The sequence below is a fragment of the Mucilaginibacter endophyticus genome (assembly GCF_003351025.1).
Lineage (GTDB): Bacteria > Bacteroidota > Bacteroidia > Sphingobacteriales > Sphingobacteriaceae > Mucilaginibacter > Mucilaginibacter endophyticus.
Window position 1 is genome coordinate 1 of sequence record NZ_QPCG01000004.1, and the last position, 24,305, is coordinate 24,305.

General features: G+C 42.1%; 20 protein-coding genes. 12 read left to right on the forward strand and 8 right to left on the reverse strand.

Annotated features, from left to right (window positions below; all coding sequences use genetic code 11):
* Window positions 1-906: 906 nt before the first annotated feature.
* From DUL71_RS16860 to porD, 4 genes are all read left to right on the forward strand, one after another.
* Window positions 907-1,833 carry an outer membrane protein assembly factor BamD gene (locus DUL71_RS16860; protein WP_114939221.1) on the forward strand — a complete coding sequence of 309 codons (927 nt, stop codon included), beginning with the start codon at window positions 907-909 and terminating at the stop codon, window positions 1,831-1,833.
* A 30-nt stretch (window positions 1,834-1,863) separates the two neighbouring features.
* Window positions 1,864-2,196: a DNA-directed RNA polymerase subunit omega gene (locus tag DUL71_RS16865; RefSeq protein WP_114939222.1), complete on the forward strand. Its 333-nt coding sequence runs from the start codon at window positions 1,864-1,866 to the stop codon at window positions 2,194-2,196.
* A 119-nt stretch (window positions 2,197-2,315) separates the two neighbouring features.
* Entirely contained in the window at window positions 2,316-3,518 is a 1,203-nt protein-coding gene (gene coaBC / locus DUL71_RS16870) for a bifunctional phosphopantothenoylcysteine decarboxylase/phosphopantothenate--cysteine ligase CoaBC (RefSeq protein ID WP_114939223.1), read from the forward strand.
* Window positions 3,515-4,408, forward strand: a complete 894-nt coding sequence (gene porD / locus DUL71_RS16875) for a type IX secretion system protein PorD (protein ID WP_114939224.1) — start codon at window positions 3,515-3,517, stop codon at window positions 4,406-4,408. The genes coaBC and porD overlap by 4 nt, the downstream gene beginning before the upstream one ends.
* A gap of 112 nt (window positions 4,409-4,520) precedes the next feature.
* Here the strand turns inward: porD and DUL71_RS16880 are convergent, their stop codons facing one another.
* Window positions 4,521-6,134 carry an ArnT family glycosyltransferase gene (locus tag DUL71_RS16880; protein WP_114939225.1) on the reverse strand — a complete coding sequence of 538 codons (1,614 nt, stop codon included), beginning with the start codon at window positions 6,132-6,134 and terminating at the stop codon, window positions 4,521-4,523.
* 86 nt (window positions 6,135-6,220) lie between these two features.
* A complete protein-coding gene (locus DUL71_RS16885; protein WP_114939226.1) occupies window positions 6,221-7,201 on the reverse strand; it encodes a glycosyltransferase in 981 nt (326 codons plus the stop codon).
* A gap of 440 nt (window positions 7,202-7,641) precedes the next feature.
* Here DUL71_RS16885 and DUL71_RS16895 point away from each other — a divergent pair, with 440 nt between their 5' ends.
* Window positions 7,642-8,322 (forward strand): hypothetical protein, encoded by a 681-nt coding sequence (locus DUL71_RS16895; protein ID WP_154402416.1) that lies wholly within the window; start codon window positions 7,642-7,644, stop codon window positions 8,320-8,322.
* Between the two features lie 2 nt (window positions 8,323-8,324).
* On the opposite strand, the gene DUL71_RS16900 is transcribed toward DUL71_RS16895, so the two are convergent.
* The 3 genes from DUL71_RS16900 to lpdA all read right to left on the reverse strand — a co-directional run bounded on the left by DUL71_RS16900 (window position 8,325) and on the right by lpdA (window position 10,902).
* Entirely contained in the window at window positions 8,325-8,765 is a 441-nt protein-coding gene (locus tag DUL71_RS16900; RefSeq protein WP_114939229.1) for a sterol desaturase family protein, read from the reverse strand.
* 1 nt (window position 8,766) lies between these two features.
* Complete coding sequence (locus DUL71_RS16905) at window positions 8,767-9,387, reverse strand: TlpA family protein disulfide reductase (RefSeq protein ID WP_114939230.1); 621 nt, start codon at window positions 9,385-9,387, stop codon at window positions 8,767-8,769.
* A 111-nt stretch (window positions 9,388-9,498) separates the two neighbouring features.
* Window positions 9,499-10,902 carry a dihydrolipoyl dehydrogenase gene (gene lpdA, locus DUL71_RS16910; protein ID WP_114939231.1) on the reverse strand — a complete coding sequence of 468 codons (1,404 nt, stop codon included), beginning with the start codon at window positions 10,900-10,902 and terminating at the stop codon, window positions 9,499-9,501.
* A 273-nt stretch (window positions 10,903-11,175) separates the two neighbouring features.
* Between lpdA and DUL71_RS16915 the strand changes: the two genes are divergently transcribed.
* From DUL71_RS16915 to DUL71_RS16945, 7 genes are all read left to right on the forward strand, one after another.
* Window positions 11,176-13,032 carry a CocE/NonD family hydrolase gene (locus tag DUL71_RS16915; RefSeq protein ID WP_114939232.1) on the forward strand — a complete coding sequence of 619 codons (1,857 nt, stop codon included), beginning with the start codon at window positions 11,176-11,178 and terminating at the stop codon, window positions 13,030-13,032.
* Between the two features lie 112 nt (window positions 13,033-13,144).
* The gene (locus tag DUL71_RS16920; RefSeq protein WP_114939233.1) at window positions 13,145-13,771 is read left to right on the forward strand and encodes a M949_RS01915 family surface polysaccharide biosynthesis protein; all 627 of its coding nucleotides are present in this window, start codon (window positions 13,145-13,147) and stop codon (window positions 13,769-13,771) included.
* A gap of 18 nt (window positions 13,772-13,789) precedes the next feature.
* A complete protein-coding gene (locus DUL71_RS16925) occupies window positions 13,790-15,460 on the forward strand; it encodes a M1 family metallopeptidase (RefSeq protein WP_114939234.1) in 1,671 nt (556 codons plus the stop codon).
* Between the two features lie 12 nt (window positions 15,461-15,472).
* A complete protein-coding gene (locus DUL71_RS16930; RefSeq protein WP_114939235.1) occupies window positions 15,473-17,137 on the forward strand; it encodes a M1 family metallopeptidase in 1,665 nt (554 codons plus the stop codon).
* A 286-nt stretch (window positions 17,138-17,423) separates the two neighbouring features.
* The gene (locus DUL71_RS16935) at window positions 17,424-18,167 is read left to right on the forward strand and encodes a head GIN domain-containing protein (RefSeq protein WP_114939236.1); all 744 of its coding nucleotides are present in this window, start codon (window positions 17,424-17,426) and stop codon (window positions 18,165-18,167) included.
* Window positions 18,168-18,383: 216 nt separating this feature from the next.
* Window positions 18,384-19,406 carry a proline iminopeptidase-family hydrolase gene (locus tag DUL71_RS16940; protein WP_208645589.1) on the forward strand — a complete coding sequence of 341 codons (1,023 nt, stop codon included), beginning with the start codon at window positions 18,384-18,386 and terminating at the stop codon, window positions 19,404-19,406.
* A 50-nt stretch (window positions 19,407-19,456) separates the two neighbouring features.
* Window positions 19,457-20,296 carry a DUF2911 domain-containing protein gene (locus DUL71_RS16945; RefSeq protein WP_114939238.1) on the forward strand — a complete coding sequence of 280 codons (840 nt, stop codon included), beginning with the start codon at window positions 19,457-19,459 and terminating at the stop codon, window positions 20,294-20,296.
* A gap of 297 nt (window positions 20,297-20,593) precedes the next feature.
* Here DUL71_RS16945 and DUL71_RS16950 read toward each other — a convergent pair whose 3' ends face one another.
* From DUL71_RS16950 to DUL71_RS16960, 3 genes are all read right to left on the reverse strand, one after another.
* Window positions 20,594-21,319, reverse strand: coding sequence for a DUF2490 domain-containing protein (locus DUL71_RS16950; protein ID WP_114939239.1), 726 nt, complete (start codon window positions 21,317-21,319; stop codon window positions 20,594-20,596).
* A gap of 157 nt (window positions 21,320-21,476) precedes the next feature.
* Complete coding sequence (locus DUL71_RS16955; protein WP_114939240.1) at window positions 21,477-22,502, reverse strand: hypothetical protein; 1,026 nt, start codon at window positions 22,500-22,502, stop codon at window positions 21,477-21,479.
* Between the two features lie 11 nt (window positions 22,503-22,513).
* Window positions 22,514-24,238, reverse strand: coding sequence for an ArnT family glycosyltransferase (locus DUL71_RS16960; RefSeq protein ID WP_114939241.1), 1,725 nt, complete (start codon window positions 24,236-24,238; stop codon window positions 22,514-22,516).
* Window positions 24,239-24,305: the final 67 nt, after the last annotated feature.

Here is a 24,305-nt window from a genome sequence, read left to right on the forward strand (position 1 = left end):
CACAAAAGATTTTAACAATCTTTTTTCTTCTTCCTCATTCACGCTCAACCTTTAAAGAACAACCCCCGCTTCCTCGTTTGCGGGCTGCAAAGGTAGACACTTTTCGCTCTCCTCCAAATTATTTCTGAGTATTTGTCCTGTATTTTTACTAACTCGCTATTCTTCAGCATGAAAAAGTTAGAACAATAGTTAAAAACATCGACATTACATTCCCAATTGCTTACTCCAACACTGCATTATCCTTGTTTAACATATATATACTATATGTTTTGAGCAACTGGATATAGTTACTAACGAATGTACATTACTAACTACTGCGCCCGCGTTAGGGATAGCAGCGTAAAGCCCACAGCGCGCATTGGCCCCGCGTGCCGGCAAAGCGAGGACTTGCAGCGGATAGCCCGCCCGTCAGCTGACGGGAACGCCCTCATTCGGTTGACAGTTGTGAGCAGGCAGTTGGCAGTTAGAAAAACCAGAAACAATGTATTTAACTCCTACACCTTTTGCTTGAACCTAGATTTATAGATTTCCCGGAAGGCAGGATTGCTTCTACAGACATGGATGAACTATGGCTATTCTCTCAATTATTGTCAAGTAATTTAACCTTGGCCACATTTACTTTCTTTACCCGGATCTATACCTTATATAATAGCATTGCCTCGAGATACAGGATCTTCTTAATTGACGTTAATAAATCTATATGATGAGTGTTTGTCCATCCCACTTTTTGCAACCCACAAAATCAAGCTTAATTGATGTTAATTTTAAAACTCAAACGTTAAAAAACGGTAATAGTTAAAAGATGTTAAATACACTATATATATAGGTACCGAGCCAATGCCTCGTTATATATTAGCGGCTAAATAAATAATTGACTGATTTATATTAAAAATCTATCTTTGCAGAATGTTTAAAAAGCAACTAACGTTATTAGCCAGTGTTTTAGCTATCGTAATTATTACGCTTGGCAGTTGTAAAAGCAAATACGAAAAGTTAAAAGCCAGTAACGACTACGCCAAAAAATACCAGGAAGCTATTAAGTACTATAATAAAAAGGACTATAACAAAGCTTTAGGACTATTTGAGGTACTGGTTGAACGTTACCGCGGCCGTGAAGGTGCTGAGGATCTTTTTTACTATTACGCATTTACGTATTACAAACAAAAAGACTATACATCGGCCAGGTACCACTTTAAAACATTCGCGGATACTTATCCTTCAAGCCCAAGGGCCGAGGAATGCCGCTTCTTTTCTGCGTATTGCTACTATCTTGATTCGCCAATTTACTCACTTGACCAGGATAATACGTTAAAAGCTATTGACGCTTTACAGTTGTTCATTAACCTTTATCCAAAAAGCGATCGTGTGGCTGAAGCGAGCAAGCTGATCCAGAACCTGCGCGACAAATTGGAAACTAAAGCTTATGCCAACGCCAAACTTTATTTAACTATCAGCGATTATCAATCGGCAGTGATTGCGTTCAACAACGCGCTGCGCGATTACCCTGATACCAAATACGGCGAGGAAATGGAATACCTTATTGTTAAAGCACAATATCAGTACGCTTACCGCAGCTTTGAAACCAAACAGGAAGAGCGTTTTAACCAGGCTATAGCTTACGCCGACCAGTTTGCCGAAAAATATCCTAACAGCAAATACCTGCACGAAACACAGGTTTACGTAAAAGACAGCCAGCAAGGTATTAAACAAGCTCAACGCCTTATTGCCGAAGCTACTACCAACTCAAAGCTTGCCAAAAAACTTGCTAAAAAAGATACTGTAACAACAACAGCGCCGTCTGAAAAAAATCAGCCGCAAAAAATACCATATTAATTAAGATATATTAAAGAGTTAAATTAAGATATGACAGCTAACAACAGTAATAAACCAGCAGCAGCCAGCAGCACTGTAACCCGCGATTTACGCGAGCTGGATACCAAAACCGAGAACATCTATGAGTCGCTTGTGATTATGTCAAAAAGGGCCAACCAGATCTCGAACAACATTAAAGAAGAGCTTCACCAGAAACTTTCTGAATTTGCGTCATCAAATGATAACCTTGAAGAAGTGTTTGAAAACCGTGAGCAAATTGAAATTTCAAAACATTACGAAAAACTTCCTAAACCATCATTGGTTGCAGTTCAGGAGTTTTTAGATGGTAAAGTTTACTATCGTAATCCTAGTAAAGAAGTTTAGTTCCCGGCTCCCAAACGGGAAGCAGGAAATTATTTATAAAATAGAAAAAACTCCCCTATCGGGAGTTTTTTCTATTTTAGCCTATATTTATTCTTTCGCCCGTAGGTGAACCTGAGCTTATGCTTAAAGATAAAAACATTGTTTTAGGAGTTTGTGGTAGTATTGCCGCTTACAAAGCTGCATTACTGGTAAGGTTATTGGTTAAAGCGGGCGCTAATGTTAAAGTTGTAATGACTACTGATGCTACCCATTTTATCACTCCGCTTACACTTTCAACCCTTTCAAAAAATCCAACACTGGTTAACTACTTCAAAGCAGAAACTGGCGAATGGAACAACCATGTTGGACTTGGGCTTTGGGCAGATATGCTGATCATTGCCCCGGCAACAGCTAACACGCTTGGCAAAATGGCCAATGGTCTTTGCGATAACTTGCTTAGTGCTGTATATCTATCTGCCAAATGCCCGGTTTACTTTGCCCCGGCTATGGATCTGGATATGTGGCTGCACCCGGCAACCCGCCAAAACGTAAACAGGCTGCAGTCATTTGGTAACATCATGATCTCACCCGGAACCGGCGAGTTGGCCAGTGGCCTTTACGGCGAAGGCCGGATGGCCGAGCCTGAAGAGATTGTTGCTTTTCTGGAAGCCGAATCAAAAAAAAAACTTCTTTTAGCCGGTCATAAAGTACTGGTAACTGCCGGGCCGACCTATGAAGCCATTGACCCGGTTAGGTTTATCGGCAATCACTCGTCGGGCAAAATGGGCTTCGCTATAGCTGATGTATTGTCCTCGATGGGTGCTGATGTAACTTTGGTTACCGGTCCTACGGCGCAAACAAGCAAGCAACAAAACATAAAACGGGTAAACGTGACTTCTGCGGCGCAAATGCTTGAGGCTTGCCTCGCTGTTTATAGCGATGTAAAAGCATGTATCATGAGTGCTGCCGTAGCAGATTATACTCCGGCCGATGTTGCCACTCAAAAGATCAAGAAACAAGACGGCGGCCTTACCATCGAACTGAAGAAAACCACCGATATATTAAAAACCCTGGGCGAGGCTAAACGTGAAGGGCAGATCCTGGTTGGCTTTGCGTTGGAAACCAACGACGAGGAAATGAATGCAATAACCAAGCTGCAAAAGAAAAATCTTGATTTTATTGTTTTAAATTCGCTCAATGACGCGGGTGCCGGCTTTGCGGGTGATACCAATAAAATTACCATTATTGACCGGGAGCTAAAACAAACTTCTTTCGATTTGAAAAGCAAGGAGGCTGTAGCCCGCGATATTTGCGATAAAGTTGCCCAACTGATAAACGGATGAAAAAACTGCTGCTTTACACGGTGCTGATGTTCTGTTGTTGCCAGGCTATTGCACAGGACCTGAATGCCCGGGTACAGGTGTTAACGCCCAAGATCCAGGTTGCCAATAAACGTGTTTTCCAAACTCTGGAAACCGCCATGAAAGATTTTCTGAATGGCCGCAAATGGAGTGCCGACCCGATTTTGCCACAGGAAAGGATTGATTGCAATTTTGTACTGAACGTTACCAACTGGGATGGCAGCAGCAATTTTACCGGCGAACTGCAGGTACAATCATCAAGACCAATATATGGTTCATCCTATACCTCTACCTTGTTAAACCTCAATGATAAAGATATCAGCTTTAGTTATACCGAAGGCCAGACCATTGATTATACCGATCAAAACTTTCAGGGTAATTTGAGTTCTATCATGGCTTTTTATGCCAACATTATCATAGGGGTTGATTATGATACGTTTTCCAAATTTGGCGGCACACCTTATTTTTTGGCTGCCCAAACCATTGTAACCAACGCGCAAACATCGTCATACAGCGGTTGGAAAGCGTTTGACGGCAACGTGAACCGTTACTGGTTATCCGAAAACCTGAACAATAAAATATATAACCCATTACGCAGCTTCTTGTATGATTATCACCGGAACGGCCTCGATATCATGTCTGACAATGTAAACAAAGGTCGAAAAGCTATTGACGGCCTGTTACCGCTGCTGCAACAGGTGGACCGCCAGCGTGTGGGCGCAATGCTACCGCTTATATTTTATACTGCAAAAAGTGATGAGCTGGTTTCTATTTACAGCAAGGCAGATAACCAGGAACGCCTAACCGCCATGAACCTGTTTTTACAGCTTGACCCTGCTAACGGGAATAAGTACCAAACTTTGCAGAAGTAATCACCATTTTAAGTCAGAAGTCGGAAGTTTGGGGGCTTAAGTCAGGTTTTGCTCTTTTTACTTAGAACTTATAACTTTAGACTCAAGACTATAATTTATTAATGACACAATTCTATCTAATTCTTATCAGATAAAACTGATCTAAAGTAGCAGGCCTCTTCTTTTTGATGATAAAAGGCAGGCTCAGGTTTTCGTGAGGAAAATCCTGAAAAGATTTAACAATACTATAAGCAATTCCTTTGTCCTTCAATTCGGCTACCGCTTTTTCATCGGCTACTATAATTCGTTTTTTTAGGCTATCGGTTTTTAAGATGGTATCAACGTTAGTATAAGTCGCCTCGCCTTTGTAGTAAAAATCGAACGTATTTGATAAAACCGCCGCGCTTACTTTTTGCTGCGGATAGTTTTGATTGAGATATTCGGCAGCTGAAAGGTCCCCGCGGTAATCGACTATTGTTGGATAGGCAACTGTAACCAGGTAAGTATTTACCAGGATTGATACAGCGCAGGTAAATAAAAACACAGGTTGATAAACTGATGTAGGCTTTCTATAAATGTAGATAGCTAATCCGGCAAATCCTGCTATTAACAAAACAAACACCAGCCAGCATTCGGGCGCGAAAACGAAGTTAAGTGTAATAACGGCGACGAGCAAAAGCGCGGTAATAGCGTATTGCGAAATTCTAAAAAACTTAAACTCCGCACCAATTTTCAACGACCTTATAAAAACCGCCGTTATTATAGCAAAAAACGGGAACAGGATGTTGGTATAAAACGGCAATTGAAATTTAGAGGCCGAGAAGATCAGTAACATCAATATCCCGCCTGAAATGCACAAGTATTCGGGTTGAGCTATTCGTTTTACCATTTTCTTGATGGTTGCATAAAGCGCGTAAAACAGCAGAATAGCCCATGGCGCAAAAGCCCAAAGTAGGGTGTGCACAAAAAATAGTTTATCGCCATGGCTATTGGTGATATAGCCATTATTGTTAAAACGCCCAAACTGGCTATCCCATAAAAACCAATGAATGCCTGAAATTCCTGTACGCCCAAAAACAACTTTATCTGGATGAAGGTCGAACTGGGTGTATACGGAATAGATTTCGGGCAGAGTAAATATCACTACAAGGATAAACGAGAGCAGCCATTTCCAATGAAAAACGGCTTTGATGTTTCCTTTAAACAGATAATCGCCAATAACTGAAGCTCCTATTGGGATAAGCAGGTAAATGCCTTTAGTCATCACCGCGCATCCTGTAAGTATGGATGCCAATAGTATATCCGCTATGCTGAATTTCTCTTTTACTTTATAAAAATGATAAACAGCGCCCATCAGTAGCCCCATAATGTAAGGTTCGGCACGTACATCGGTGTTCGACATTACGCTGTGCTGGGCAGTAAGCAATATCAAGGTAGCGATAATAGCTATTTCATCGCCATAAAACTTTTTGGCCAGCTTGTAGGTGTAAACAACCGCCATAAAAAAGAACAGTAATGCCGGTAGCTTATAAGCGATGGTATTTACGCCAAATATCTTGAAACTGATGGCGATAACCCAGAAAGGAAAATGGGGTTTATCGAGCCAGTCGCTCCCGTGATACATCAAATCAGTGAAATTATTGCTGTGCGCCATGCTCCTGGCCAGAGCCGAGTATAGGGCCCCATCATCAGTGAAGAATTTGATGCCGATACCTGCTATGTTGAGCACGATGGCCAATAGCAGCATTATAAAATAAGGCCGTTTTTGCGATGAAAAAATTGAAGCTGCTGAACTATCCACTAAAAATATTTATGCCCAAAAATAGCTGAATTTTAATTATTCCACGGCAGGTATTTGGGTTGGTTTTGGCTGATAAGCACTGGCTGAACTTTATTTAGCGTTTGCCCATTCAATACCTGTTCGTATAAAGCTAAATATCCCGTAGCCATTTTACCGATATTGAAATTATCGGTAGCATATTGATGGCAATATTGTTTATTAAAACTTTCAACGTTTTTAAGTCCGGCGGCTAATTCAGTTTTACTTGCCGAAAGCAAGCCAACCTCTGCGGGTACCAGTTCGGGTAATGATCCGTAAGGCGTACCCAAAACCGGGCAGCCAAAATAAAGGCTTTCAACAATGGCTATTCCGAATGGCTCATGCCACAAAACAGGGAAAAGCAAAGCCTTTGAGCTATTCATCACTACCGACTTTGCTTCATCACCAACCATCCCCTTGAACCGAACGTTTAGATTAGGTGTAAAGCGTAAACCCATTTTCAGGTTAAGGCGGGTGCCACCGAGTACTATTAACTTATTACCACTCATGGTGGCAACATCAATAGCCCCTTTTACGTTTTTTACCCGCCAGGCTGCTTTAGCTAAAAAGTGCGCATGCGTTCGTTTATTATTAAGATCGGGCCTTTGATAATCGGTAATATCTATCGCGTTATGTACAAACACCGTTGAGCCATGACGCTCCGCATGATTGGCTGATACAAACACCGAGTTAACATCTAACTGAACACCGCCCGGGTTATTATGTACCGTAATGATGTATGGTTTCTTTGTAAAACCGCTCACCTGGAACTGAAAGTGCACCACATCAATATCGTCAGGCACCTGCCGGTTGATATCAACAGCAGGATCATAGATCAACACTTTCGCGAATGGGCATGATGATCCCGCGCCTACCAAATACGTAACATTATGCCCCAACCGGTTTAACTCCCGGCCAAGCCACCAGATAATACGCTCGGTACCGCCATATTTAGTTGCCGGGATCGTGGTGTTGTTTACGATGAGGATATTCATAGATGTTGGTTGCCCGGCAAAAGTAACATTTGCGCCCGACAATATTATATCAACGACTTGTTAAACGTATCCAAATACCCATAAGTTGATATACATTATTATCTTGCGGCCCTTAACCGAGTCACGTTATGAATGCCAATTTCAATAAGCGATTTAAATCTTTTATCAGCGAATATAGTGGAGTGCTTTCAGGAGCTGCCTACGGGCTGATATTAAGGCCTATATTTAACCTTCCTCAACGAGAAAACTTTAGTTTTACTGATCTTTTTTCGGTGACGTTTATCTGGATTGTTCCCTTTGTAATAGGGATGGTTCCAATGTTTTTCGCATCCGAGCGTCAGTTAAGTAAATCCGGTTACAGGATATTTACACCCTCTTTAACTGTTTTTTTATTCTTCTTGTTTTGTTTCACCTCCCGTGCGGAGGATTTTATATGCATATTGATCATATCGGCTCCTTTTATTTTAGCTGCCATGCTTGGTGGTAGCATTATTGGTATCTTGCTACTAAAGTATCGCCAAAATAAAAACACGCTGTACTCTGTTCTCCTTATTCCTTTCATTTGCGGAATGGTGGAGGAGCAATTTAAGATTCCATCGGGTATTTATCATGTTAGCACCATAACAATAATAAACTCAAGCCCGCAAAATATATGGGAGCATGTGGTAAGGGTTGACCAGATTAATGCCGATGAATACCGCAAAGGCTTTTTTAACTACGCCGGGATTCCCCAACCGCTATATGCCGAGCTTAATAAAGATACCATCGGAGCTACAAGGATTGGGCATTTTGAAGGAGGACTAAAATTTATTGAAACGGTTAATCATTGGGAACTAAATAAAAAAGTGTCATTCGATATTGCCGTATCACCATCAACTATCAGGAATACAGTATTCGACAAGCATATTTTATTGGGCAATCATTTTAAGTTTATTGACGCGTCTTATACCCTTAGAAAAATTAACGACCACCAAACAGAACTTTGCTTATCATCTTCATACAAACTGGATACCCGGATAAATCAATATGCTACATTTTGGGGGGATGCCCTGCTATCTGATTTTCAGCAAAGGTTGCTGGCAGTTATTAAATTGCGATGCGAACAGAGGGCAAATGATTGATCTTACTTCCTGAACCATTTCCTGCTGGCTACCAATAACCCAAACTCTTCCGATGGATATTTCTCCATTGATTTATGATGGATTTTATGCGCCCTGCGGATACCGGTCAGATAGCGGTTATCGCTTTTAAAAGCCTTGAACCGGTTATGAATAAACCAATCATGGAAAATGAAATAGATAATGCCATAAACACTTATGCCGGTACCTATCCAAAACCGATAATCCAAATTCAAATGTCCTATCCACATCAACCATAGAGCAAAAGCAGCAAAGCCGATGCTAAACAGGTCGTTCAACTCAAACCAGCCGTGCCTTTGCTGATGGTGCGTTTTGTGAATAAACCACAATGGCCCATGGAATAAATATTTATGCATAGCCCAGGAGAGCAGCTCCATAAACGCTATGGTTAATAATACAATTCCGATGCTTGCCAATACATTCATATCATTTAGCTGCTATATTTTGCGCTATCAGGTTCTCCACTTTCAGGGTATTTTCATCTTCGTTATCCCCATAACCAGTCTTCTTGAAAATCAGCTTTCCTTGCTTATTGAAGATAATAACCGTTGGATATCCCCTAAAGCCAAACTGTCTGTCGGGGCATTTGGTTTTATCGTCGGGTGTATATTTAGCCAAAACTTTGCCTGTATAGATCTTTTCGTTACAACCGGGAATAAAGTATACCGGTAATTTAAAATCCTGCCGCTTGCTAAAATCCTTATACATTCTAACAAAATTATCTATCGATTTATCCTGTGCAATAAACCGCTTAACTATACCGCTATCGGTTTGGCATAATGTTATGAAACAAAAGTTCTTATTGTCTTTGTACTTATCGTAAAGCTTATGCAACATACCCATCTCACGGAAACACGGCGGGCAGGGCACAAACCAACAATCAATAAACAAAACCTTACTTTGCCCTAATTGCTTTAGCGTAGTATGTTTTCCGCTGATATCGTAAACTTCAATATCAGGTACTGATTTAATGGTTTTGGTTTGTGCATGGCATATGAAGCCGAACAAAATTAAAAATGCGAATAAGGAATAGGTTATAACTTTCATAGCGAAGGTATTTACCACTAACTTAAAACTAAAAAAGCGGCTATCAAATGATAACCGCTTTTAAATATTCAAATTATAAATCCGATATCGAAAATCCGATATCCGAAATTATTAAATATGTATCGCCCTGTTTTCGGTAGCAGCTAAACATGCTTCACGCATAGCTTCGGTATAAGTTGGGTGGGCATGGCTCATGCGCGAAATATCTTCGGCACTTGCGCGGTATTCCATAGCTACAACAGCTTCGGCTATCATATCGGCAGCACGGGGACCAATCATGTGTACACCTAAAATTTCATCAGTTGTCGCATCTGCTAATACTTTTACAAAGCCGTCCAGATCACCGCTTGCACGGGCGCGACCGCTTGCTTTGAATGGAAATGAGCCTGTTTTGTATTTAACACCAGCTGCTTTTAATTGCTCTTCTGTTTGACCAACAGCGGCAACTTCCGGCCAGGTATAAACTACGCCAGGGATAAGATTGTAATCGATATGTGGTTTTTGGCCTGCAATGATCTCGGCAACCAATGTACCTTCGTCTTCTGCCTTGTGAGCAAGCATAGCGCCTTTAATCACGTCGCCGATAGCGTAAACACCTTTAACCTTAGTTTCCAGGTGCTCATCAACCGTAATTTTACGGCCACGTTCTTCAACAGTGATACCAATGTTTTCCAAACCTAAGCCATCAGTGTATGCAATACGGCCAACAGCTACCAGGCAGTAATCGCCCTTAAGCTCCAGTTTCTCACCTTTTGGCGTATCACAGCTCACAGTGACTTCGTTTCCTTTTACGGTAGCGCCGGTAACTTTGTGGCCCAGGTAAAATTCCATACCCAGTTTAGTCAATACTTTCTGTAACTCACGGCCTAAGCCTTTATCCATAGTTGGGATAATGCCGTCCATAAATTCAATTACAGATACTTTGGCGCCTAAACGTGCATAAACCGAACCTAACTCTAAGCCGATAACGCCTCCACCAATTAATACCAGGTGTTTGGGCACTTCGCTCAGGCTTAAAGCTTCGGTTGAAGTGATAACACGTTTTTTATCGATTGGCAAAAATGGCAATGCCGATGGTTTTGAACCCGTAGCAATGATCACGTTTTTGCTGGTGATTTCGGTAGTAGTACCATCGCTCTTTTTAACAACAATGGTATTTTTATCTTTAAATGATCCCACACCAAAATGGGTATCAATTTTGTTTTTCTTCATCAGGTAGCTGATACCGCTGGTATTAGCGTCAACAACCTGTTGTTTACGTTTGATCATCTGCCCAAAATCGATAGTCAGATTTTCAAGGTTGATGCCATGTGTTTTAAAAGCATGGGCAGCATTATGGTAATGTTCAGACGAATCAAGCAGCGCCTTTGACGGGATACAGCCAACATTAAGGCAGGTACCGCCGAGGGTATTATACTTTTCAACAATTGCGGTTTTTAAACCAAGCTGGGCACAACGGATAGCGGCTACATAACCACCCGGGCCCGAACCTATAACTATAACATCATATTGCATAGTAGTGTGTATTTTATGGTGGGCAAAGTTAAGGATTATTGTCTGAACCTGAATTTATCGAGTTAAGGAATTATCAGAATACCAGGCAAATTAAATGAATTTCTAATATTCATTTGATTCATACAAAATCCCGGCAATCTTTTAATCCAACAAATCATGGTTTGGATTTATCCTAAACCAACAGCATTTTACCCCATTTTGTAACAGAACAATTGATAAATCGGTTTATCCTGAACTGTTTATTAAATTAGCCCAATTAACACGACTGATCTCATGAAGAAAATTTATTTATTTTTTGTGCTGGTAGTATTATATACCGGCGTTAATGCCCAAAGCAATTATGTGAAGGAGCATTTTACCAAAAAAGATGTGTACATCACCATGCGCGATGGTGTAAAACTGTTCACCTCAATTTATACCCCAAAGGATGCCTCTTCGCAAAATAAGTATCCGATGATGATGCAGCGTACCTGCTACAGCATTGCCCCTTACGGCGAAGATAAATACCCGGCACGACTTGGCCCCTCTGAAATTATGATGAAAGAGGGCTATATTTTTGTTTACCAGGATGTGCGCGGCCGCTGGAAAAGCGAAGGCACCTGGACCAACATGACCCCGGTTATCGACAATAAAAAAAGCAAAAAAGATGTTGACGAAGGTTCTGACACTTATGACACTATCGACTGGTTGGTTAAAAACGTAGCTAACAACAATGGCAAAGTTGGCCAATATGGTATCTCCTACCCGGGCTTTTATACCGCTGCAGGTATCCTTTCTAACCACCCGGCACTTAAGGCGTCATCGCCCCAGGCCCCTATTTCTGATTTCTTTTTTGATGATTTTCACCATAACGGTGCTTTCATTGAAGGTTACTTTTTCACCTTCCCGGTATTTGGTGTTCAAAAAACCGACACTACCAGCAAAGCCTGGTATACTATGCTTAAACCAGATAGCAAAGATGGTTATCAGTATTTGTTAGATCTTGGCCCGCTTAAAAATGCCGATAAGTTTTACCATGATAACTTCTTTTGGCAGGAAACCATTAACCATCCTAATTACGATGAGTTTTGGCAAAAACGTGGCCTGCTGAAACACTACGGTAAAGTAAAACCTGCCGTGATGCTGGTTGGCGGCTGGTTTGATGCCGAAGACCTAACCGGTCCGCTGGCTATTTATAAAACCATTAACAAGTCCGATCCAAATGCATATAATACCATTGTGATGGGGCCATTCGGTCACGGCCGCTGGTCGCGCGAAACCGGGCATACCATGCACAGCAATGTTTATTTTGGCGATAGCGTGGCTACCTTCTACCAAAAAAATATCGAGGCTAAATTCTTCAACCACTTTCTGAAAGGTAATGGCGATAAAAACTCAGGCTTACCCAATGCCTATATGTTTAATACCGGTAAAAAAGAGTGGGCCACTTTTGACAAATGGCCTGCTGCCAATGCTGTACACGAAAAAATGTTTTTAGGTGCCGATGGTAAGCTTGCCAATAGCCAGCCTGCAATAGCTGGTTCTGTGTCATACGTCAGCGATCCACTTAAACCGGTTCCTTATACCGAAGATAATACCACCACCATGGGCTTCACGCCGCATAATTACATGAGCGAGGATCAGCGCTTTGCCGGTCGCCGCCCGGACGTTTTGGTTTACCAGAGCGAAGTATTAAATGACGATGTTACCCTTGGCGGCGAGATCATGGCGCACCTTAAAATTGCCACCACCGGCACCGACGCTGATTTTGTTGTGAAGCTGATTGACGTTTACCCGGCCGACGAACCTAACAACCCGTACATGCCAAACAAAAACATTATCCTGAGCAATTACTGGCAAATGGTACGTTCGGAAGTAATGCCCGCACGTTTCCGCAATAGCTTTGAAAAACCGGAGGCTTTGGTAGCCAATCAAAAAACGGATGTGAATTTCCGCTTGCAGGATGTGTTGCATACCTTTAAAAAAGGCCACCGTATCATGATCCAGGTTCAAAGTACCTGGTTCCCGATAGTAGCACGTAATCCGCAAAAGTTTGTGGAAAACCCGTATAAAGCAGAAGAAAGCGATTACATCAAGGCAACGGAAACGGTTTATAATGATAGTTTTATTGATGTGCAGGTGCTGAAGTAAGAGGTTGGTGATTAGAGGTTGGAGTTTAGTCTTTACTCCACTTTCTTTAGACCATTGGTCGGACTTTTTTATTCCGGCCAATGGTTTTATAAATAAGCTTTAACTTAGGTTTATGAAACTACCTTTCGCCATCATATTGCTAAATATTATTACCCAGGTCTCTGTTGCTCAACTCAAAGTACTTAAGCTCAGCAAAGCTGATATCCCCAAATCCATTACTTACAAAGGGCATATTATTGATGCAATTAAATACACAGATAAAACAGGCGACCATATAGTGATCACGACTGAAACAGGAGAAGCCAAAACCAAAAACAGCGAAAACAGCGACAGCCGCAACGCCGCTTTATATGCCTATCATTACAATATTACGGGTACCGATCAGTTTAAGCTGAGCTGGCAGACTTATGATTTTATTACCGATTGTCCTTTTGATATAACAGCAAATTATGTTCCGGGCACATTTACAGTTACAGACATAGATAATAATGGTATAGCCGAAGTATGGCTGGTTTACCGTACCGTTTGCCGCAGCGATGTAAGTCCAAGCGATATGAAGATCATTATGCACGAGGGTGATAAAAAATATGCGGTTCGCGGCACCAACAAAGTAATTATATCTGGTAAAGATTATGGTGGTGGCAGCTATACCTTTGATGCAGCCTTTAAGGCTGCTCCTACCACGTTCAGAAAATATGCTGCCGATACCTGGAAGAAAAATATCATGGATACCTTCTAACCTAACACAATTAAGTACATGAAAATAAAACAATTATATCTTGCAGCGCTTACCTTACTAAGCGCTGCAACAATTGCCCCGCCGGCGAAGGCGCAGCTCCTGAAAGAAAAAGAGCAATTCACCCATGCCGATTCGCTGCGCGGAATGCTTACACCTTTGCGTACCTGTTATGATATCAATTATTACCATCTTGATGTTAAAATTGATATCGATAAAAAGTTTATCAGCGGCAGCAACCAGTTTAAATTCACCGCCACGCAGGATTTTAATAAACTGCAATTCGATCTGTTTGCCAATCTTAATATCGCCAAAGTTGTTTACAAAGGTAAAGAACTTACTTTCACCCGCGATGGTAATGCAGTGTTCCTCAACTTTCCGCAAACTATAAGTAAAGGCAGTAAGGATGAGTTTACGGTTTACTATTCTGGTAACCCAACCGTCGCCAAAAATGCTCCTTGGGATGGCGGGCTGGTATTCAAAAAAGATTCATTGGGTAAACCATTTGTAGCAACAGCCTGTGAGGGTGTTGGCGCAAGTATCTGGTGGCCAACTAAAGATCACCTGGCAGATGAGGTAGACAGCATGATGATTAGCATCAGCGTGCCTAAAGGTTTAAAAGATGTATCAAACGGTCGCCTGCGCAAGGTAACCCCACTTAAGGATGGTTATACCCGGTTCGATTGGTTTGTGGCCAACCCAATCAACAACTATGACGTTGCCGCCAACATTGCCGACTACGCTCATTTTGAAGATACTTATATGGGCGAAAAGGGCAAACTCACCCTCGATTATTGGGTACTGCCAACCAGTCTGGAAAAAGCAAAAAAACAATTTGCCGCCAATGTAAAACCAATGCTTAAAGCCTTTGAGCACTGGTTTGGCCCCTACCCTTTTTATGAGGATGGCTACAAACTGGTTGAAACCCCGCACCTGGGTATGGAACACCAAAGCGCCGTGGCCTATGGCAATCATTTCAAGAATGGGTATATGGGTTATGACTTATCAGGCACTGGATGGGGCAGCAAATGGGATTATATCATCGTACACGAAAGCGGGCACGAATGGTTTGGCAACAATATAACCGATAAAGACCTGGCCGATATGTGGGTCCACGAAAGCTTTACCTGCTATTCCGAATCGCTTTTTGTAGAGGATAACTGGGGTAAAAAAGCCGGACAGGAGTATAATTACGGCTTAAGGCTCACCATTAATAATGAAGGGCCTATAGTTGGTATTTACAACATGAACAAGGAAGGCTCAGGAGATATGTACTCTAAAGGTGCTGTGTTCCTGAACATGATCCGCACTATTATTAATGACGATGAAAAGTGGCGCGGCATCCTGCGTGGGCTTAACAAAACTTTTTACCATAAAACCGTTACTTATAATGATGTGGTAGGTTTTATCAACCAGCAATCGGGTATGGACCTTTCGGCCATTTTTGATCAGTACCTGCACTACCGCAGTCTTCCTGTGCTGGAATTTACCAGTCACGAAAACAAACTTTATTGCCGCTGGATAGCCGAGGCCAAAGATTTCAACATGCCAATCAGGGTGCGTGTAAAGGGCGGCGAGTATAAATTCATCACTCCAACAAAACAAATGAGCCCTGTTGAAATTGCGGGAGCTACTAAAGACAATATCGAAATTGATTATTTGAACTACTACGTAGGTTCACTTCTTGATTAATCCCAAATACAAATGAAAAACAAGTTCTTAAATATTTTTACGGCTGCTTTGGGGCTTACCATAGCTGGTATAGCACCAACCCAGGCACAGTTGGGCACCAATAAGCAAACATTTACCCGCGCCGATTCACTCCGCGGTGGTTTAACGCCACTGCGCACCTGTTACGATATCAATTACTATCACCTGGATGTGAAATTTGATATTGATAAAAAATTTATCAGCGGCAGCAACCTGTTCAAATTCACGGCTACTCAAAATTTTACTAAGCTTCAGTTTGACCTTTTTGCCAATTTAAAAATAGAGAAGGTGGTATATGAAGGTGCCGAAATACCTTTTACCCGCGAGTTTAATGCGGTGTTTATCACCTTCCCAAAAACCATAAAAAAGGGTAGCAAGGATGAGTTTACCGTTTACTATTCCGGCAACCCAACCATAGCCAAGCGTGCCCCGTGGGACGGCGGCGTTGTTTATACCACCGATTCATTAGGCAAACCATGGGTGGCGACTGCCTGCCAGGGTATTGGCGCCAGCATCTGGTGGCCTACCAAAGATCATCAGTATGATGAGGTAGACAGCGCCCTGATCAGTATCAGCGCCCCAAATGGTTTAAAAGATGTTTCAAACGGTAGATTGCGCAAGGTAACCGACCTGAACAATGGCTATACCCGGTTTGATTGGTTTGTGGCAAACCCTATCAACAATTATGATATAGAAGCCAACATTGGCGACTATGCCCACTTTGAAGGTACTTACCAGGGCGAAAAAGGCCCGCTTACGCTTGATTACTGGCCTTTAAGCTACAATGTTGACAAAGCTAAAAAGCAATGGGAGCTTGACGCGCCACGGATGCTCAAATCATTTGAATACTGGTTTGGCCCTTATCCTTTTTATGAGGATGGCTATAAGTTGGTTGAAACCCCTCACCTGGGCATGGAGCACCAAAGCGGTACGGCTTACGGTAACCATTACAAAAACGGCTATCTCGGTCGCGACCTTTCGGGTACAGGCTGGGGCTTAAAATGGGATTTCATTGTTGTGCATGAAAGCGGGCACGAATGGTTTGGCAATAACATCACCTCAAAAGATGTTGCCGATATGTGGATCCACGAAAGTTTCACCAATTACTCCGAGTCCCTGTTCATTGAAACCTATTATGGCAAACAAGCCGGGCAGGAATACGTGAACGGCACCCGTAAAAATATCCGTAACGATAAGCCAATTGTAGGCCCTTATGGTGTAAATATGGAAGGTTCGGGAGATATGTATTATAAAGGTGGCAACCTGTTAAACATGGTTCGCACCATCATCAATAACGATGAAAAATGGCGCAGTATCCTCCGCGGGCTTAACAAAACATTTTACCATAAAACAGTTACTTACGATGATATTGTAGGCTACATCTGCAAACAGGCCGGCATGAACCTTGCACCGGTATTTGACCAGTACCTGCATTATAAAGATATCCCAACCCTGCAATTTGTGGTTAAAGACGGTAAGCTTTACTCTAAATGGATTGCCAATGCCGAAGGTTTCAACATGCCGGTAAAGGTACGCGTTAAAGGAGGTGGTTATATATTTATTAAACCAACTGCCCAGTTTACCCCTGTCAAAATAGACGGTATTACTAAGGACAATGTGGAGGTAGATACTTTCAATTTTTATATAAAAGTTGAATGACGGATGATTAGGTGAATGGTTGGTTTCCCGGAATGACAAATTTTAGAATCAGACTTCCGAAGTTTTAAAAACTTGTTGATTAGGTGAGTGGTTGATTGGGAGGATGGGTGAATGGTTTACCACTCGCTCAATCAACCTATTTAACTACTCACTTAATAAAACCAACCGCTCACCCAATCAACCTAATCAACTACTCACTTAAAAAACAACCACAAAAAAACCAAATCCGGTGCAACTTTCTTCACCCTACCGGCGTCTAATTTGAAACGAAACTAAAACAACCGTCATGAAATCAATTTCAAAAATATTATTAGCCGCCGTACTTGCAGCTGGAACTACAAGCTACAGCACTGCAAAACCAGTAAACCCTGTTGTTAAACATGCCGATCAAACTACGCAAGACCGTCACTTATCGGGCTTCAGCGCTATTGACCTGGCTGGCTCGTTTGATGTTTACTTTACCCAAGGCTCAAACGAATCCGTAAAAGTTGAAGCTCCTTCAGATGTGATCGACAAGATCATTACCGAAGTTCAGGGCGGCGTATTAAAGATTTACAGTAAAAAAGGTACCAACTGGGATAGCTGGAGCTTTGGCCGTAACCGTAAAATGATTGTTCATGTTGTTGCAAAAGATATGACCAGCATTAACGTTGCCGGTTCTGGCGACGTTTATTTTAAAGAAGGCATCACAACTACTTCGTTAAAGCTAAAAGTAGTAGGTTCTGGTGATATGCTGGGCAAGGTAAATGCAAAAAACCTGGACAGCAGCATATCAGGTTCCGGTGATATGAAACTATCAGGCCGTGCCGATAATTCAAGAGTAAACGTTGTAGGTTCTGGCGATTTTACTGCCCGCGACCTGATCACCGTTAATACCGAAGTTCACATAGCCGGTTCAGGCGATGCCACCATCAACGCCAGCAATAAAATTGATGCTTCGGTAAGCGGCTCAGGCGATGTTCATTACACTGGCGGCGCTAAAAACATTTCGAGCTCAAAAGCCGGCAGCGGCGATATAGAGCGGATATAATAGCTCATTTTTTTAGATAGAAAGGTCTGTTTCCAAACAGACATAAGCATTATTACACACAAGTCAATCCCCGATTTTCACAGTTTACCTGTATAAATCGGGGATTGTTTCGTTTCATGCAATGGCGTTTTTTTGTATGTTATTAACAAACTAATTTTAATGGTCTTCTTAGTATCTTTATATAAAAGATAACAATCAGCCATTCCTATCGCTAACATGAAAAAGCTATTTTTTATTATGATTGCTGCCTGCGTTTGTGCATGCAATAATCCATCAAAACCAGCGGCAGATACTTCGGCCGAAGCGTCAGGCAAGCCTTACGAAGTTAAAACTGGCGGCAACAAGCTTATCAAGGTTGCCGGGAAGTACAACGTATGGACTAAAAAAGTTGGCGATGGCAAAATAAAAGTATTGCTGCTGCACGGCGGCCCCGGTTTTTCGCATGATTATATGGAGTGCTTTGATGATTTCCTGCCGAAGGAAGGAATGGAAATTTACTACTATGACCAGCTTGGTTGTGGCAATTCGGATGCTCCCGCCGATACTTCATTATGGAACATTCCGCGTTACGTTGAAGAGGTTGAAGAAGTGCGTAAGGGATTAGGGCTCGATAATTTTTATATCCTCGGCCATTCCTGGGGAGGCATGCTGGCAATGGAATACCTGCACAAATACCAGTCGCATGTTAAAGGGGCTGTATTATCAAACATGACAGCAGGTATCAAAGGCTATGTTGCCTATGCCGCCGAATTAAAGAAGAAGTTTTTCACCCCTCGGGATATCGCAGTATTTGACTCATTAGACAGGCTTAAACAATATGATTCGCCGCAATATAATGACTTGTTGATGAATAAGCTGTATACCCAGGTAATCTGCCGGATCCCGATAGAAAGCTGGCCCGAACCGCTTTGGCGCGCCTTTAAAAAAGCCAACCATACCATTTACATCCAAATGCAAGGCGTTGATGAATTTCACGTAACCGGCAATTTTAAAGGATGGGAATTTTGGGATAAACTGCAGGACATCAAAGTACCAACCTTAGTTTTAGGTGGCATGCATGACGAAATGAACCCTGAAGACATGAAAAAAGAAGGGCTTTTACTACCTAACAGCCGCACCTATCTGTGCCCGGATGGCAGTCACATGAGTATGTATGATGATCAGCAAAATTATTTCAAAAACCTCATCGCCTTTTTGAAGGATGTTGACGCTGGTACATTTACTGCGGATAAAAAATAGCACACCAATTATATACCTGTATTTTATATATCACCACCACACTCAAAATTATGAAGAAGTTATTCATCAGCGTCATCACCATGATGACCTTTACTGCTGCAAACACCTTTGCGCAGTTAACCCCACAGCCCAGTTCAACACAAAGTGTTGTGCAGGATTTTGGTCTTGGAAAAATCAACCTCACTTACTCACGTCCCGATGTAAAAGGCCGTAAAATATTCGGAGGCATGGAACCTTACGGAGCCGTTTGGCGCACGGGGGCCAATTCGGCCACGGTGATTAAATTTACCGACGAGGTAAGTTTGGAAGGCAACAAGGTTCCGGCGGGCGAGTATGGTCTGTTCAGTATCCCAGGCGAAAACGAGTGGACGATCATCCTCAGCAAGCAACCAAAACAATGGGGCGCGTATATGTATAAAGAAGCTGATGATTTCCTGCGTTTCAAAGTAAAAACCAAGCATCTTAAAGCTTTAACAGAAACCATGACCCTCGCTTTTACTAACGTATCAACTACTTCCTGCGATTTGCAAATGATGTGGGAACACAGCGGCTTCACTATCCACATGACCACCGATATCGACGCCAAGGTAATGGCCCGAATCGATTCGGCCATGAAAACTGATAAGAAGCCATACTATGAGGCATTGATCTATTATTACAACAACAATAAAGATATGGACAAAGCCTTAGCATGGGCAACCGAATTGGAAAAGGATAAAAACTTTCCGCCGTTTGTAGCCAAAACATGGAAAGCTCGCATATTGTTGAAAAAAGGTGATAAAGCGGCCGCTGTAACAGCCGCCCAGGAGGGAGCGAAAATGGCCACCGAGATGAAAACAGACGAGTATGTGCGTTTAAATAACGAGATAATAGCACAAGCGAAGAAATGATTATTTAATCTCTTATCATGCATAAAAAAAACCTTGCCAGTGATATTGGCAAGGTTTTTTTTTGTTAATTTATTTAAAGTCCTCTCCGTAAATGTTTCGAGACTACAGGTTAGTCGAAAATATTGATTAAAAAAACCATGTCATTGCGAGGAGGAACGACGAAGCAATCTCGTAGCTATACAAATTGGATATGCATTGGCTACGAGATTGCCACGCTTCGCTCGCAATGACATTTTTAAGATAATTTCATCTTCTGAACACCTATGAACCTCTCCTTTGAAGAGGATTTCGATGAGTTTAAAACCTTGTATAAAAAGCCACCTGCGCCACGTGGTTTACCACATAAGCATCGGCTTGTTTAATATATTGATTCAAATACCCAGCCTCTGCATCAAATGATTTACTGAAACGGTAACCCACCGCAACATAAGCCCGGTTTTGATCGAAGAAGTGTTTATTTACTTTGTTTTTGTTTTGTACGTTTACAAAGGCCTCGTTTTGCAGGGCGAGGAATGTTCCTTCAGTAAACACGTCCGAGTCAGGTTTCATCGGGATCACGGCGCGGGCAAAATACCTGAAGCGCTGGGCGAAATAGCGGTCGTTTTTGTTATCAGCTGTGTTTCCTAAAAAACGTTGCTCCAATCGTAAACGATGTGCCAGCTGTACATGCTTGGTCAGCTTATGAGTGTAAGTGTATTGCTGCCAAATGCGGTGCTCCGGGCGAAAGGTTGTTTCGTTATCGGGTGTACGGCCGTAAGTAGCAATATAAGCGTAACCTAAAGCCCCTACCTTGTTTTTGGCAAAATAATAATTAGCCGAAGGACGAAGCAGGATATGCTTAAGATAACTTACCTCATCATGTGAGCGTAATTGCCCATCGAACGAATAGCCCCAATGGTCGGATAGTTTATGGCTATGAAATATAGCCGCCCAACCCGAAAACTGGTTGTCCTGAGCCAGCAGCCTTGCAGGTGCCGCAAGCAACAGTACAACAAAAATTAATAGTTGTTTTTTTAATTGCATGGATGATATATGTGTGTTATAAAGGTTAACATTTATTGTAGAGACGCATTACATGCGTCTCTTTTTGCGACAGAAAGTTGCAGGATCTGCCCAGAAAAACATTTGTAAGCAATAGCTGACAGGCAACCACTCACCTAATCAACCTACTCTCCATTCACTAATCCTTAAACCTTACCAAAGTCTGGCGGCCCAGGTCAACCGTTACCCTAAAGGCTTCCTGGTTGCTGCTGTAACCCGGCGTTTGGTGCAAGCTCAATATAAACTGTCCTTTTACACGTTTGTACAAAAATGGCGTGTAAATGATATCCAAACGATTGTAAGTTTTCTTTTCAAAAAACGCGTCGCCATAAATAATATGGCTGCCCTGCCCTTTGTAAAACTCGTCAAATAAAGCAAAGCGTTTCCAGCTTAAATAAGCATTAGCCACAAAGCCGGTCGGTGTCCTGAAACCATCAACGCCACGCACCCGCTCAAATGAGGTCATAGCACCAGCCTCTATAGATAACGAATCTAAAATGGTTTTATGACTGAAGTCTAAACCTAATCTTATTTGGCCGCCGCCGTTATCCTGGATGTGATCGTTAGGCAACAGTACTTCGGCACCGGCATCATGCATCAGCAAAAAGTAGTGCGATACATAAAAAGGGCCGGTTAAACTTGGCCTATACTTACCTGAGAAACCGAACAGGAACTGCTCACGATCTGTAACGGTTTGGCGGCTTACCCAATCAATCCAGGCAGTTTCTGTAAAGTGATCGTTATGAAAACGGGTTAACAAGCCCTCCACATTGGGACGGTAATAGCGCAAAGTATCATTCAATAAAGCACGCGGATAATCATCCAGCAAACCTTCGCGCGGGAATGCGCCTGCGTTAAACAACCAGTTTTTTCCGGTAAAGCTGTAATAAGCAACCGGGTTAACTTTCAAAAAGTATGGCTTTGCACCAAATTCATGAATGCCGTTAACACCCACAATAAAGTGGTTCACACTATCAAGGTTAAGGCCCAGGTCAAGTGCTGTACGTACGCCCGAGTAGGTACGTGAGCGGGCCACAAAATCTTTGTATTCGCGGTTATCCATAAAACCTAAACCGTTAAAATGGATATCAAGGCTGCCTTGTGCAAGCGCAGCGGTAGTGGTTATGATCGAAAAAAAGACTAATAGGTATATCCGTTTAAACATAGCTGATTGTATTATTCTACTGTAATATTGATGATCTTATTGTTGCGGCCTCCCGGAAACGGTTCGGTACGGATGGAGAAGATCAGTTCGTACTTACCTGGTTTCGCCGGCATGGTCACGTTAAATTTAAAATGCCCGGTCTCGCCGGTTTTTAATGAAATATTATTGAAGCTGTCGTCAGATTTTTGCATCCCCACTTGGTAGATACTTTTGAAAAAACAAGCCTCTAAAAACACTTTGTGCTTTTGATTCACATTTGAAAAACTGATAGGGAAAGGATAAGGGTTGGTAAACGTGAGATCGAAATCCTTCTTCTGACCAGGCGATACGCTTTCTTTATAAGAAGCTACCTGGAAATCAATTTTTTGATAGGTGCGAATATCATCAACCCAACCGCCGTACCAGTCACCCGCATAGGTTTTAAGGGTATCGGTAGTGATGGCCGGATCCCACACGCCATTTATTACAACGTAAGCCTTTTTATGCTGGATACTATCTTCAATAGGCCAGATATCATATTGTGTACGCCGATAGTAGCGGGCATCATAATCAAACCCGTGTGTGGTATTATTATAGAAATTGTATTTCGATGGATTCTGGAAACCCTCGTTAAAAATCACGTAATTTTTCCCTGCTTTTTTTTGAATAAGCTGCGCCCACTCTTTAAAACCGAAAAAGCTCCGGATGGCGTCGACTTTTAACAATGGCGGAAAAGCGATAATGATAGCTACCCGCAGAACAACTATCATTACAATATTAATGATAGCCAAACGATTGAACCATTTGGGCTTTGCACCCGGGTGCGTAAAGCGGATAAGCACCATCATGGCCAGCGGCACGTAAGCGATAAGCGTCCAGTGCAGCTGGACTTCGCCTTTGAACGAGGTAAGGAAAAAGAAGGCCAGGATCCCGATAGCATTAACCAGTAATGTCCTAGTGAAAGTATCCTGAACTTTTGCAGTGAACCCTTTATAAAACAACAACCAGCCAATCAGCGGACCAGCCATCAACAATTGCCCCAACGGATACACATAAGTATACTCAAAGTTGTACTGTTCATTTGAGCGTTCGGACAAGTGGTAACTTAATGATGGGAAACCATGGTTAGCCTGCCAGATAATGTGCGGTGCATATAAAGCCAGGGCCAACAGTACAATAGCGTAAAAAGACCCGCGCTTTAGTAATTTAATATTAGATGCCAGTGTAAAAACAACCAGCAGAATGCCATGGTACTTGCTGTACAGCAGACAGGCTATTACAATACCCAATATCACAGCCAGCTTAAAGCTATCCTTTTCAATATATTGCTGATAAAAATAAAAGAACAGCACTGTGAAGAATAGTAGCGGGGCATCGGGTGTAGTGGTAAAACCATAAATATGGAATACAAAGATGCCCGAAATTACCATTATAAAGTTTATGGCATCAACCTTATATCGCTTCAGCATCACCCACATCAGGTATATGGATGCTGTGGTACCTATCACGGTAAAAAGCCTCGCCCCAAATTCATTATGCAGCAAGCTATAGCCTGTTTTTATAAAAAGGGCCACCATAGGCGGATGATCATAATATCCCCAATCTAAAAAACGGGAATAAACCCAGTAGTAAGCTTCATCGGCATGAATCTCAAGCGTAAATGCCTGTACAGCATTCAGTAAGGCCCACAACAGTAAAAAATAAATTATTGGCTTGTTATATTTTACCGGTGTGCTATTTAAAGAGGTATCCTGCATTAAAATGGATGAGTAAATGAATGGGCAAAGGTATGATAAAAGATATAAGCCATAAAACGTTAGGCAG